The organism is Caballeronia calidae (genome assembly GCF_900044055.2).
Classification (GTDB): Bacteria; Pseudomonadota; Gammaproteobacteria; order Burkholderiales; family Burkholderiaceae; genus Caballeronia; species Caballeronia calidae.
Genome location: NZ_FCOX02000041.1, coordinates 57,726 through 69,742, shown reverse-complemented (window position 1 = coordinate 69,742; position 12,017 = coordinate 57,726). Strand labels below are relative to the sequence as shown.

General features: G+C 57.1%; 8 protein-coding genes. 2 read left to right on the top strand and 6 right to left on the bottom strand.

Annotated features, from left to right (window positions below):
- Positions 1 to 683: 683 nt before the first annotated feature.
- On the top strand, positions 684 to 2,312 hold the full coding sequence (locus AWB78_RS29165) for a hypothetical protein (RefSeq protein WP_082883456.1): 1,629 nt from the start codon (positions 684 to 686) through the stop codon (positions 2,310 to 2,312).
- A gap of 63 nt (positions 2,313 to 2,375) precedes the next feature.
- Here AWB78_RS29165 and AWB78_RS29160 read toward each other — a convergent pair whose 3' ends face one another.
- The 5 genes from AWB78_RS29160 to AWB78_RS29140 form a co-directional block, all read right to left on the bottom strand.
- On the bottom strand, positions 2,376 to 3,461 hold the full coding sequence (locus AWB78_RS29160) for a helix-turn-helix transcriptional regulator (RefSeq protein ID WP_157697657.1): 1,086 nt from the start codon (positions 3,459 to 3,461) through the stop codon (positions 2,376 to 2,378).
- A gap of 777 nt (positions 3,462 to 4,238) precedes the next feature.
- The gene (locus AWB78_RS46815) at positions 4,239 to 5,144 is read right to left on the bottom strand and encodes a class I SAM-dependent methyltransferase (protein ID WP_157697656.1); all 906 of its coding nucleotides are present in this window, start codon (positions 5,142 to 5,144) and stop codon (positions 4,239 to 4,241) included.
- Positions 5,145 to 5,766: 622 nt separating this feature from the next.
- Positions 5,767 to 6,804, bottom strand: coding sequence for an H-NS family nucleoid-associated regulatory protein (locus tag AWB78_RS49400; RefSeq protein WP_063959039.1), 1,038 nt, complete (start codon positions 6,802 to 6,804; stop codon positions 5,767 to 5,769).
- 184 nt (positions 6,805 to 6,988) lie between these two features.
- Entirely contained in the window at positions 6,989 to 8,764 is a 1,776-nt protein-coding gene (locus tag AWB78_RS29145) for an SWIM zinc finger family protein (protein WP_062609806.1), read from the bottom strand.
- Positions 8,765 to 8,912: 148 nt separating this feature from the next.
- On the bottom strand, positions 8,913 to 9,494 hold the full coding sequence (locus tag AWB78_RS29140) for a TetR/AcrR family transcriptional regulator (protein WP_062609804.1): 582 nt from the start codon (positions 9,492 to 9,494) through the stop codon (positions 8,913 to 8,915).
- 275 nt (positions 9,495 to 9,769) lie between these two features.
- Between AWB78_RS29140 and AWB78_RS29135 the strand changes: the two genes are divergently transcribed.
- Positions 9,770 to 10,663, top strand: coding sequence for an NmrA family NAD(P)-binding protein (locus tag AWB78_RS29135; RefSeq protein ID WP_062609837.1), 894 nt, complete (start codon positions 9,770 to 9,772; stop codon positions 10,661 to 10,663).
- A 114-nt stretch (positions 10,664 to 10,777) separates the two neighbouring features.
- Here the strand turns inward: AWB78_RS29135 and AWB78_RS29130 are convergent, their stop codons facing one another.
- On the bottom strand, positions 10,778 to 11,413 hold the full coding sequence (locus AWB78_RS29130) for a TetR/AcrR family transcriptional regulator (RefSeq protein ID WP_062609802.1): 636 nt from the start codon (positions 11,411 to 11,413) through the stop codon (positions 10,778 to 10,780).
- Positions 11,414 to 12,017: the final 604 nt, after the last annotated feature.

The following is a 12,017-nucleotide window of genomic DNA, read 5'->3' as shown; positions in this document are numbered from 1 at the left end:
CCACCTCGAAATTGGTGGACACCTATGCTCCTCGCTCCAGTCGATCACCGCCAGACGTCAAAGATGGACGGCTTACGGCGCATCGGGCACAAACTCGAATCCTGGCCAGACAAACAGCTTGATTGACAACACACAGATTGCAAAGCAATGTGTCCGACTCGGTCACTCTGCTGGCACTGGCACGACGATTGTAACGAACACGTGCAATGTCCCAATCCTCGTGTCGTGGTGTACGGTGTCTGTCGGTGACTACAACTACCAGTGTCGTGGCGTCGCACACGACTGGTCGCCATCTGGATTTACGTACGATAGAGCCTTAACTGAAGTCTCGGCTGGTCAGGACTATCATCTTCAAGGCACTGCCAACGCAGGAACCACGTTTATCGCGTCCTGCTACAAAGACCACCAACCTCTCATTACTGGATTTGATACTCCGACGATTAGCAACAATTCGAACGCTTATATTGCGTGCCGAAAATGAATCCCACCTCGAAGACTGCGACGTCTAAAAGGACTGCGCGCCAAAGGATGGCCATGCCAAAGCTCAATTTCGGCCACGCGTGAACCCAGGGCCGTCCGTGGGAATCAGGTCCTTCGAATCGCCGTAGTCAAACTGTACTATGGCGACAATCCCTTGAAGCCAATAGCCTGTCGGTAGTAAATCTGCGCACAGGAGCGCCAAGATGAAGAACCTCAGCGCGAAGGTAGGGCATCGTCGGAAAGCGCGCCAGGTTTCCGGAGTCTGTTCGCCGCTGGTCGCCGTCTGGCCACGCATGAAAGCGTCAGCCCTCTTCGCCACGTGTGCGTTTGCTCTGGCAGCAGCGCCTACCGCACGGGGAGCGACGACGACCCTCACGTTCGACGACATCTCCGCTGAACAGAACGTGACAACGCAGTATCAAGGGAAAGGCGTCACCGTCAGCGGTGCGACCGCCGTCAACGCCAATATCTATCTTATCCTCCCGAAGTCTGCACCCAATATCGCGTATGCACCGAGTGGCCTCATGACGATGACATTCAGCGTCTCCGGAGTCAGGACAGTGTCGGCGTACATTACCGGTCCAGCGGGCGTCGGGATTTACGCTTACGACGCTGCGAACAACCTTCTCGGGTTCACCCAAACCCAAGCGGACGTGGGCAATCAACTTCTGAAGGTCACGTCGGCGAACGCTCCGATAGCTAGGGCCGAGATACATGACGGCGGTGCCTCGTTCTACGTTGACGATTTCAGCTTCGATAGCGGACCAACGAACTACAGCGTCACGGACCTGAACCTTGGCGGAGCCGTCGGCGGCACAACCCCACAAGGCATAAATGCTACCGGCCAAGTAGCGGGCTTTGGAACCACATCCAAGTTCGCCATCCATGCGTTCACGTATCTCGGAAGTTCGGTTCAGGATATCGGCACCCTGGGCGGACCCTATTCCATTGCCAATGCTGTGAGTTCGACCGGGCAGGTCGTGGGCGCCGCACAGAATACCCGCAATCAGATTCACGCGTTTAGCTGGACCGCCTCGAACGGCATGATTGACCTCGGCACGCTCGGAGGTACTTCCTCCGAGGCCGTATCGGTGAATTCGTCGGGACAGGTAGTTGGTAGTTCGGCAACGAAGAACGGTCAACGGCACGCTTTCGTGTGGGCATCAGGAGCGATGTCTGACCTGGGCACGCTAGGAGGACAGGAAAGCTCTGCGGTCGCGGTCAATTCAGCCGGACGCGTGGCTGGAACATCGGACACCCGAAATGAGCAAACGCACGCGTTCACGTGGACGGCGTCCGAGGGCATGGTCGATGTGGGCACGCTCGGCGGTACTTCCTCCGCCGCTGCGGCGATGAACACACAGGGTCAGATTGTCGGCGTAAGCCAGTTAAAGAATGGTCAAGTCCACGGGTTTGCGTGGACGCCCGGTTCAGGAATGGTCGACGTCGGCACGCTGGGTGGAAAAGCCTCTGCGGCCGTCGCCATCAACGATGCCGGCCAAGCGGTGGGGTCCGCGCAACTTTCGTCCGGTGATTTGCACGCCTTCTCTTGGACCGCCGCTACAGGGTTGAAGGATATCGGGACGTTGGGTGGCCGCGCATCGTCGGCAGTGGCAGTGAACAATTCAGGCCAGGTTGTGGGTACAGCTCAAGCCACGAACGGCGAACTCCGGGCCTTCGTCTGGAATGCGGGCGAGATGACTGACCTCAACACGCGAATCCCGGGGGCTCCGGCTGGACTGAAATTGATAACAGCCCTCTCCGTCTCCGAAAACGGTTCGATTGTGGCTCTCTCGAATCGCGGCCTGATGTTGCTCAAGCCTCAACCGTAAGGGCCGTCTGCTCGCCCCGCCCGTGTGGTCGTCGGAAACGATGACCGCCGACGTTCGGCGAGGTCATCGCAGAAGGGAGCCCAAGCGAACCAGTTCAGACATTCGTGTACAGGACATCTTCGTCATGAGAGAGGCGATTTGGTTGCGAACAGTCCGCTCCGCGACGGCGTTCGAGACCGCTATGTCTTTGGGTGAATGTCCTTCGACAAGCTGGAGGAGCACGCGAGACTCAGCGACCGTCAAGCCAAAGAACGTTGCCAACTCAGCTGCCTCCGGCACGTCAAAGGCCGAGGTCTTGCGAGCACGCACCATAAGCAGTGACTCGTCTGCCAACCTGAGATTGTCGGGCGCTGCGGTAATATCGAAACGGATACCCAAGCCCCACGAAAGCGGTACACAGTATTGGCGAGGACGGGATGTAGCGAGGGCCATCGAGAGCGCCTGCAACATGCCGCGCATGACGTTTGGTTGCTCATGCATCACCTCGCGACGCGTCGCGGAGAGCATCTTGGCATCTTCCAGAAACTCATACGCAGCAGGTGAGCAGCGGACCAAATTCCCGTTTTTATTCACGAGAAACACGACCTCGTTGATGCTTGAGAGCGCAGACTCGACTGCGCTCAATCGGACGGCAGCGGCATCCACGCGCGTCTTCACCGCTCGGAGCAAGGCCTCCGTAAATATCCGCGCATTTCCGTTTGAGAATTCCTCCACGGCATTCGCGCGGGCATTCATACGCTGGAAGCTCACGACTATGTGCCGTCCCGGCTCTGTCAGAAGAATAAGTGCGACGACTTGGCCGAGTTTGTGCCGTGGCATAAAGTCAGCGTAAAACGGCAACTTCCGCGCTTCTGGAGTGCTCGAGAGTTCGACGCTGTCCCACCACTTACCCGCAGGACTGCCTCGGGTGGCCTGGGCGAATGCATCGTATTGATAGAAATGGTCGACATACTCACGCTCGGTCGCGCTGTCATGGCCTGTCTGGCGCATCTCGTTGAGATTCAGCTTCCCGTCGAACATCACCAACGAGGCGCCCTCTGCCCCAATGAACTCTTTTGAAGTCTGAAGAAATGCATCCCATGGCGGCGTCGCGTCCCCAAGATGCTGTAGGACCTCCATCGCGTTTCTTAAGGCGATTCTTGTGGTCAAGGTGCCACCTGGACGGCTGTATGGGACGCAAGCTTGCCTCTAAATTACATCAAATAAACAGAAAGTTGTCATGTGAGTTTGCGCACACATCGGCGAAACCCCCAGCCTCTCGGAAATACCCGGTCGCGCTCACGCCCTGAGGAGAAGCCAGATGCACACGGTGGGCGGCGGGCAGCGCGTTTGAACGCGAGTTGACAGCCTCGCAAGCCATAGCTGGTCAGGGCCGCGCGCAAATTCCGGTTCATACTACGGATGTCGGCGCTGTGCCGGCTCCTCACGGGGGAAAGTCATGAGCAAGGGTGGCGGTGGCGGTGGCGGTGGCGAGTCCGGTAGGGGTAGCGGTAGCGGTGGCGGAAGAGGAGCCACTCCAGGGAGTAAATCAGGCGGAGGAAGTGGTGGACGCTCGCAGGGTTCTTCGACCGGGAACGGCAGACCGTCTACGGGTTTTCCCGGCGGAAACTGGCCAAGCACGACAGGCAATCCATCGGGCAGCGGCCGTGCCAACGCACCAACCTCCGGTTCCAAATAGGCGCTGTGAGAATTGGCGAGTCTTCGACCTATATCCGCGTGTTCTACGAAGGGGCTTGACTCCTCGCACACGCCGTTAGTTAGCAGGACGCGCGGCAGTTCCGGCGCTCGTTGCCGAAACAATCGGGGGCTTGGAATTCTCTCAGGAGAGCCGCCCCGCCGCGGGGCCCTCGCTCGAATTCTCGTCATGAACCGCACACAACGCCCCCCGATTCCACACGAGTTGCCGACAGGGACATAGATTAACCGTCATGTTCTGTGCACCTCGAGAAACGTTATATTGTTATCAGGGTCCCGGTACTGCTGCATTGAAGCGATGTCCGACTCTTCAATACCTGACAACAACGCGCGCATCTCGTTCTCGTCTCGGTATATCAGCCACCAATCCATGGCAGCCTCCATGAAACCAGCATCGGGGATGTTCGAAAGAAAGTTTGCTATAAAGAGTGTTCCTCCTGGTGCGAGCATGTTGAACAGCCGCAAGGTTAGGCTATGAGCCGCTTCTGGCATCAGATAATCGTAGAGGCCCGCGGCATAAATAAGGTCGAGGCCTTCATAGTTGAGTCGGCCAGCAACGATGTCTTTAATGTTTCGCCTTTCTGCAGTTATTCCCAACGTGGCGAAGCAGCGCTCAACCTCTGCAAGGCTATTTGCGTCCTGGTCCAGTGCCAAAAAACGATGCGGCCTGACTTGCGTAAGAACTCGGCTTAGGTCGAGTTCTCTCAAGTGCCCACAGCCCAAGGAAAGAACGCTTGAATCGCCTTCTCTTTCGTGGAGGACTTTGTCAATGTAGTGGGCTAAGACGTGACGTCTGAATCGCACGGAACGCGGTGCAGAAGCACCTGTCATGCATGCGTAGAGAGACCGCGGCAAACCCGTCAAGACCGGCTTCGCGTAACCGTAGATATGGTCTATCAATGTCGCGTCACCGGGATATCCGAAAGGCCTCGACACGGCATGGTTAATAAATGGGCAAAGTCGAGTCGTCTTGACAGCGTTATGCTGCCTGGCATCACAGACGAACTGCTTCCAATCGGCGTTTGAAATTTCTTTGCGGACACTTGCAAAACCGGATGCTAACAAGTGCATTGCGGAATTGCATTTTCCGGAATGGAAAAAGTGTTCCGCTTCTTCCAGGAATTTCACGGTCGGCATTTTCCAGCTCCTCTCGCGCGTTGCATCCGGGTGCGCGCTAAAAACGATGCGTCGCGCAGGCTACCATCACGCAAACATGGTCTCTCGCGGCCTCTTCGCTTCTCATCTGCTCGGTGAGCTTCGCCGCCCGACTACCCATTTATGTGGAGGGCGTTCTTCAGAATCGGCTGGCCGTCCGTGGTCCGAGTCTGTTGCGCACATGGAGAAAGCTTCCGACATTCGCAAAGAACCGGCCATAGTAAATCTTTACTATGGACCGGAATAAGGAGAAGAACTGCGCGCCGACAGATGTCGGGGAGAAACCAGGTGGCCGGCGATGCTGCGCAAGGGGTATGCATCAAAAAGGCCGGAAGACGACGCTGGCAAGCAGCCCTAGGTTCGGGGGAACAGGTTTGACGATGGCCGCTGGGACGCGTCTCGCTTTGACTCGGTCCGTAGTCTTCGTCGAAACCTGAGGTCGATGCGCGCTAGTGGGCGCCGTCGCGTCGCCGCCAAGCTGAAGCAGACGTGCCAAAAAACCCGCCTCTATGTCCGATTCCGAAGATGTACAGTGGCAGGCTTCCGGATTACTCCAGGCAAGCGGCGAGAGCCCACTATCTCTTTGCGGGCCGCCCTTGATAGACTATTCGCCAACCGCTTTCCAAGCAGCAGAACTATCAGCGCCTACATCGCTCCCGCTCGCAGAAAGCAAGGCCGTCGAATCCACCGCCTTTTCTGCGGCCGCTTCTCCACCGGACTTCTTCGCTGCAACCTTCTTGGTTACAGCTTTCCTGCTCCCAGTCTGCGGTCCCTTCTTCGCCGCGGGAGCCGATTTCTTCGTAGTAGCGCTCTTGCCTGCAGCAGTCTTCGCGGACGTCGTCGATGCCTTCTTCGCTGCGCCCTTCTTTGCTGATACCGTCGCCGTTGGCTTCTTCGGCGCTGCTTTCTTTGCCGTCACCGCCTTGGGTGCACTTTCCTTGCCATCAGCAGCTGTTTCCGCAGCACCGTTAATCAGAAACTTCGTCCTGTCTCTGACTCCCGCAAGCCAAGCCGGCGCTTTCCCACGACCGCTCCATGTCGCCCCTGACTTCGAGTCGCGATATTTCGCAGGCTGAGGTCCGCGCGGGTAGTTGCCGGCAGGCTTCGCCGAAGTTTTGTCGGCAGTAGGCGTAGTCGTTGCACTGCCATCGATTAGAAACCTGTCGCGAGTTTTCGCACTCGCTATCCATGACGGAGCTCTGCCACGACCACTCCATGTCGCCCCTGACTTGGGGTCACGGTAAAGCGCAGGCTGGGGACCACGAACGTAATTGCCCGGTTTCGCAGCGTTCTTGGTGGCCCCGTCGGTGCTCGTCAAGCTGCCATCAATCAAAAAGCGGTCGCGATTCTTTGCACTCGCAATCCATCCAGGCGCGCGGCCGTGACCGCTCCATGTGGCTCCAGACTTCGGGTCACGAAACTTCGCATTCGACGCTGTTTTGTCCGAAGATGACTTGCCGGTCATTTTGGTGCCAGCTTTCTTGCCAACAGAGCCGGAGCCAAGGTCATCTATCGTTATCCCGTGCTCTGACATCAGAGCATGAATCTCGGCAATGACTTTCGTCGACTGCTTTTTGGTAATTGCGTCAGCTTGCGACTGCAACTTCGCAATCTTCGCCTCAATGCTCTCAAGCGTAGCCATGACTTCCCCTTATCGCGGTCACAATGAACGCAATATGCCATAGGAGCAGTAGGTTTTGCGCGGTCGGGGCCTAGAGCAATACTCTAATCACGCCAAAAAACGATTTGCGGGCACTCATGGAACGGTAGTAACTAGCGGAAAGCAATGAAGGAGTTGCCGCATACCATCGCCTTATCGCCTTGCGTCACGACAAAGTAGCGAGCAACTTCATGAAATTTCTCTTGGCGCCATACGCGTCTCGAATTACATCGAGTTCCTTCGCAAACTCAGTCTGCTCGTGGAGTTCTCTTCTCAGACTCTGTATCTTGCGCACGATGCTGAACGCCTCATCGTAACGAGCCTTTCGCGTGCCCTGCTCCGCGGCAATTGGGAGCAAGCGGTGATAGAGAGCGATGGCGTCCCGCGGATGGGTCTTCGCTCGGACTGACGCCATGGTTGCCCACAAATTGGTGGCGACCGGTCCGCCGGCGAAAGCTTCCCACGCCTTGTCGTGCTCCTTCAATGCGAGGTGGATTTCGACTATAGCCGTGCGCGACCTCGGGTGGTACCAGGCCGACTTATTCACGGCAGCCGAAGCCTCCTCCTTCTTTACAAGCGCCCAAAGAAGCGCGAACGCTCGCTCGCGCGCTTGGTCGATGCTGTGCGTGGCTCGCGCTACCTCCATCAGGGCCGCGAATCCCTCTGCATCTAGTCGCTGCTCGAAGCGCACCCAGGCGTACAAATTCGCTTCGACCGAGTCACTGCGCCGCAAATATTCTGTGACGCAGAAGTCAAGCAGACGTCGGTCCGGCTCTTTGAAGGCGGCGAGTCCTTGCCGAGCCCAGTCAAGGCCGTCATCGTATCGTCCGTTCTGGGCGCAAATCTCTGCAATCAGCAGATATCGATACGGTGCCGAGAGGTCCTTCTGTCGAATTGAAATCTGTTCGTCGACGTCGCCGTCGAACTCGGCAAGCTTAATAGCTGCATGTTCGAGCCGAGTTCGATTGCCATCAAACGACCGGCGCAAACCATCTTTCGGCGAAAGACTGGGCAACTGGCGCCAGGCCCCTTCCACAAGCGCTCGATAGCGCAGCATTCCTCGTTCGCCCAACGGCCCGGCGTACTTGGGCAATACGTCGTAAAACGTGTCCCACGCTCCCTCAGATTGATATCGGAACAAGCGGTCCGCGAGCTTTACCGGGTCCGGAGATGTCTGCTTGCACGCTTCGAGATGAACTGCTGCCAGTTCGAGGATGCCTGGCATCACATCGCCGTTGGAGTCGTCAATCTGCTCGAGACTTTTCTCGGCACCCGCGATGCCCAACTCGGCGAGCTCAACTACTTGAGAAGCTGCTGGACCTTGGAGCCGTTGGCGAAGCGCGTCGGCGAGCGAGAATAGTCCGTCGCCGTATGCACCAGACTCACGCCAATCGAGTGGCCGGCCGATTCTCGTCGCATCCCTCACGGCCGCTTTCATGCTCGGCAAGTCGTTAGCGTTGGCTGCTCGCGCCGCAAAAAGCAGTTGGTCGCGCAACACTATGTCGCGTTCAACGGCATCAAGCAGCAGTTCGCGCATAGCGTCGTCGCTCAACGTCGCCACGTACTCGCTGATAAGTTCTTCAGACGTCTTGCGCTTTTTTCTGAGCTTCGCAGGCTCAGAATCGTCTGGATGAAAAACCTCGGTGCCAGAGTTCTCGAGCCAGGAGAGCGCAACGGCGACCAAGTGTTTGCAGAAAGTGCCTGTTTGTCCGACCGGGCAATCGCACTCGTACGCGAGTTCGTCGCCGCGCCCGACGCCGAGTTCGACGCTGTAACGGCTAGTGCCGTTGACGCTTGCGTGCAAAACCCCTCCACGCTCGTCGAGTCGAGATACGGCTCCGTCATGGAAGTACGCTTTCCCGCGAGCGAATGTCTTCACGTCCGCAAGAGACTGCACCTCGTCCAATGTCAAAACGTTGCCGAGATGAGATTTGCTAGCCATGTGTTCACGAGTCCGCGAATGGTCATGTGTAGATGCTGCGACCGGGCCGCGCCATACTGGGCGCATCCATCCACCTGCACGATGGATAGTCGGCATGAAGGCCTATTGTATAAAGGGTTGGCTTTGCCGATACGCGCTTTGCACGCCGTTACTCGTCGGCCGGTCGATTCGACGACAATTTGCCGAGAATCCCCGTCAGCGCTCCGCCGAGAATTTCCCTCGAAAGCGCTCGGTCTGAGACAGCTCGCGACAATGCGACCGCCCCAACACACGCGCTCAATACAAGAATCGCATCGCTGCGCTTCGAAGCAGTCTCGTGAGCGGGTGAAGCTTGCGAAATCAAGCCAACAATCTTGCTCACCTCCATTGAAACGACCTCCCTCGCGCCACCAGTGCTCCGTCCCACGTCATTGACCAGCGCCGATATGGGACATCCCGTGACCAGATTGTCCCTGTGCGATTCGGACAAGTAGGAGTGCATCGCCTGGGAGGCCGCGACGGGAATGGCCGACTCCCAAGACTCGATGTCTTTCAATGCGTGCCTCAACGCCTCCACGACAAGTTCGTCTCGTGAGGAAAAATGCTTGTAGAAGCCGCCGACTGTAAGACCAGCCTCTCTCATCACGTCAGCGATGCTGACTCCATCAATACCCCGTTCGCGGAACCGCTTCGCCGCGATATCGACGATTCGCTGATGCGTCTCTAGTTTTTCGGCTTGCGAGTGCCCCATATCGTCCCCTTACATCTCGTTCAGCGATGGTTCTCTGTCGGGTCGCCATTGATGCACCTTCGACAATTGTGACTTGCGACCGGCTATGCTCTCGACGTCAGGATTATAACTATAATCCTGTTAACCCCGCTGCCGATGACGCCGATGTGGACGTTGGGACTTGTAAGCCTGCACGCGCACAAAAGTGCATATACACACATGTTGCGCGTCGTTGGCTAGCGGACGGCAACGGAAAAGCGTCTGAACTTGACCTTCGAAGAGTAAGGAGAAGCATGATGAAACAACGCAAGATTTTGGTAACAGCGGCGGCCGGAAAGACCGGTGTTCATGTCGTTCGAAACCTCGTCGACAGCGGCCATGCAGTCCGCGCCCTTGTCCGCCAGGAAGATGACCGCAGTGATGCACTTCGTCGCGCCGGTGCAGAGGTCGTTACTGGCGACTTGCTTTCGCATGACGACGCCGTGCGGGCGGCAGAAGGCACTGACGCCGCATACCTGTGTTTCCCTGTGCGTCCAGGATTTATTCAAGCGACCGCTTACTTTGCCGATGCCGCTCGTCGTGCGGGGCTCGACGTGGTCGTGAACATGTCTCAGATTTCCGCGCGAGAAAACGCCAAAAGCCACGCCGCGCGAGACCATTGGATTGCGGAGCGCGTGCTCGACTGGTCCGGTGTCCCGACCGTACACGTCAGGCCAACGTTCTTTTCCGAGTGGCTCGTATTTCCTTGGGTCCGCGACACGATTGTGCGCAACGGAGAAATTACGCTGCCATTCGGTGAAGGCAAGCACGCGCCAATCACCGCTGAAGACCAGGCGCGCTTCATCGCCGAGGTGCTTTCGAATCCCGCTGGTCACATCGGGAAATCATACGAGCTGTGCGGTCCGACTCAGATGTCGCAGTCTGAAATTGCCGGCGTCATGAGCGATGTGCTCGGGCGGAAAATCGTCTACAACCCGACGACCCTCGACGGGTATCGCGAGCATCTGAGCCACTACGAACTGCCCGACTTCACGATTCAGCACTTCATCGAGGTCGCTGTCGACTATCAGAATGGTGTGTTCGAGGGAACGGATACCGTTATCGAGCAGATTACCGGACAGGCGACGCAGACTGTCGAGCAATTTGTGACGGCGAATCGCGCGGCGTTCGACCGAGCAAGAGACAACTGACCATGGTGACCGACCGACGGCGGGCGTGGTCACAAAGGGCCAAACGCCGTCGGTCGGCAGGAGCGAAAGGAGGAAGGGACTTTAGCCGCGAGCTGCTTATGACAGGGCCGATGCTCATGCCCTTGGCCGCAGATATGAAAGCAGCATTTCGAGGTGCATCGCCGAGATGGACTTGTGGCTTTGCTCCTCGGAGTAGTTTCGCCCTGTGAATGCCGCGACCGTGAAGCGGTTGGACGCGACGTAGAAGCCCATGCCAATCAGCGTCACGTAAAAATCCACTGCGTCTACATCTTCGCGAAACTCTCCGGAAGCTGCTCCACGAGCAAGCGTTGCGCGCAAAACGTCCACCACCGGGGAGACGATGTCGCGCAGTTTGGCCGAGCGTGCAAGGTATCGGCCCTCATGCAGATTTTCGTTATTGATGAGGTTCAACCACCGCGGATGGTCTCTTAGGTACGTCCAGATAGACGCCGCAAGCGTACGCACCGCCTCGGAGGGCGGCAGTCCCGAAAGATTGAGGTCGCTCTCTCGATTCGCAAAGTCCCCGTACATCGCCTCGAGGACCGCTACGTAGAGCCCCTCTTTACTCTCGAAATAGTAATACAGCATTCGCTCATTCGTGCCTGCTGTTGAGGCAATGGCATCGACGCGCGCTCCAGCGAGGCCAAGACTACTGAACTGCTCCTTGGCTGCCTCCAGAATTCTTCGGCGCGTGCCTTCTGGGTCTCTCTTCACCGTGGGCTGGTTCATGGCTCGGCAACTAGACTCATCAGTTCATAATTACTTAATGCTAGGCGCTCGCTCGAGTTTAATGAAGAAATTTTGCCCTGCAGGAAGAGAATTTTGCAGCACCTCCGGTAAGAACGAACCTCTGCTCGCCAAACGCCACTTTCAATGCAAGAGAAGTGGCGACTCTGTTCACTCATAAAAGCCTTTCACCAATAGTGCATCGCTTGTCCACGACATGAATGCACGCACGGTCCGACGGCGCAAGATATCTACCATTTTGCGTACATCTTTTTGGTTGTCGCCTGTGCTGGAAGTGGCTAAGATGCGTTGCACGTAAACCCTTAAGGAGCCGTTTGCGATGCACGTCGTAGCACTTTTTTCTAAACGGCCACGGCGAGGAAGCTTACGCACGTACGTAGGTGTCGTTGCGAAGCCGATTGCGATTATTTCAATTGGCTACTGCATTTTGTCAAACATCAGCTTTCGGTCGTCGTTCGACGGCTCGCTCTCGATGTCGCTTGCAGCAGAAACAGGGTTGGTTACCGAAACCTACGCGCAGCAACACGCGACGGACGTCGTGCTCTTCAAACGAGTCGGGCCAGAGCTTTTCGAGTACCGCGTTAAG

Excerpts from the sequence above, each read along its gene's own strand:
- AWB78_RS29140 (WP_062609804.1), bottom strand. The coding sequence starts at position 9,494 with ATGGGGCACTCGCAAGCCGAAAAACTAGAGACGCATCAGCGAATCGTC.
- AWB78_RS29165 (WP_082883456.1), top strand. The coding sequence starts at position 684 with ATGAAGAACCTCAGCGCGAAGGTAGGGCATCGTCGGAAAGCGCGCCAG.
- AWB78_RS49400 (WP_063959039.1), bottom strand. The coding sequence starts at position 6,804 with ATGGCTACGCTTGAGAGCATTGAGGCGAAGATTGCGAAGTTGCAGTCG.
- AWB78_RS29135 (WP_062609837.1), top strand. The coding sequence starts at position 9,770 with ATGAAACAACGCAAGATTTTGGTAACAGCGGCGGCCGGAAAGACCGGT.
- AWB78_RS29130 (WP_062609802.1), bottom strand. The coding sequence starts at position 11,413 with ATGAACCAGCCCACGGTGAAGAGAGACCCAGAAGGCACGCGCCGAAGA.
- AWB78_RS46815 (WP_157697656.1), bottom strand. The coding sequence starts at position 5,144 with ATGCCGACCGTGAAATTCCTGGAAGAAGCGGAACACTTTTTCCATTCC.
- AWB78_RS29145 (WP_062609806.1), bottom strand. The coding sequence starts at position 8,764 with ATGGCTAGCAAATCTCATCTCGGCAACGTTTTGACATTGGACGAGGTG.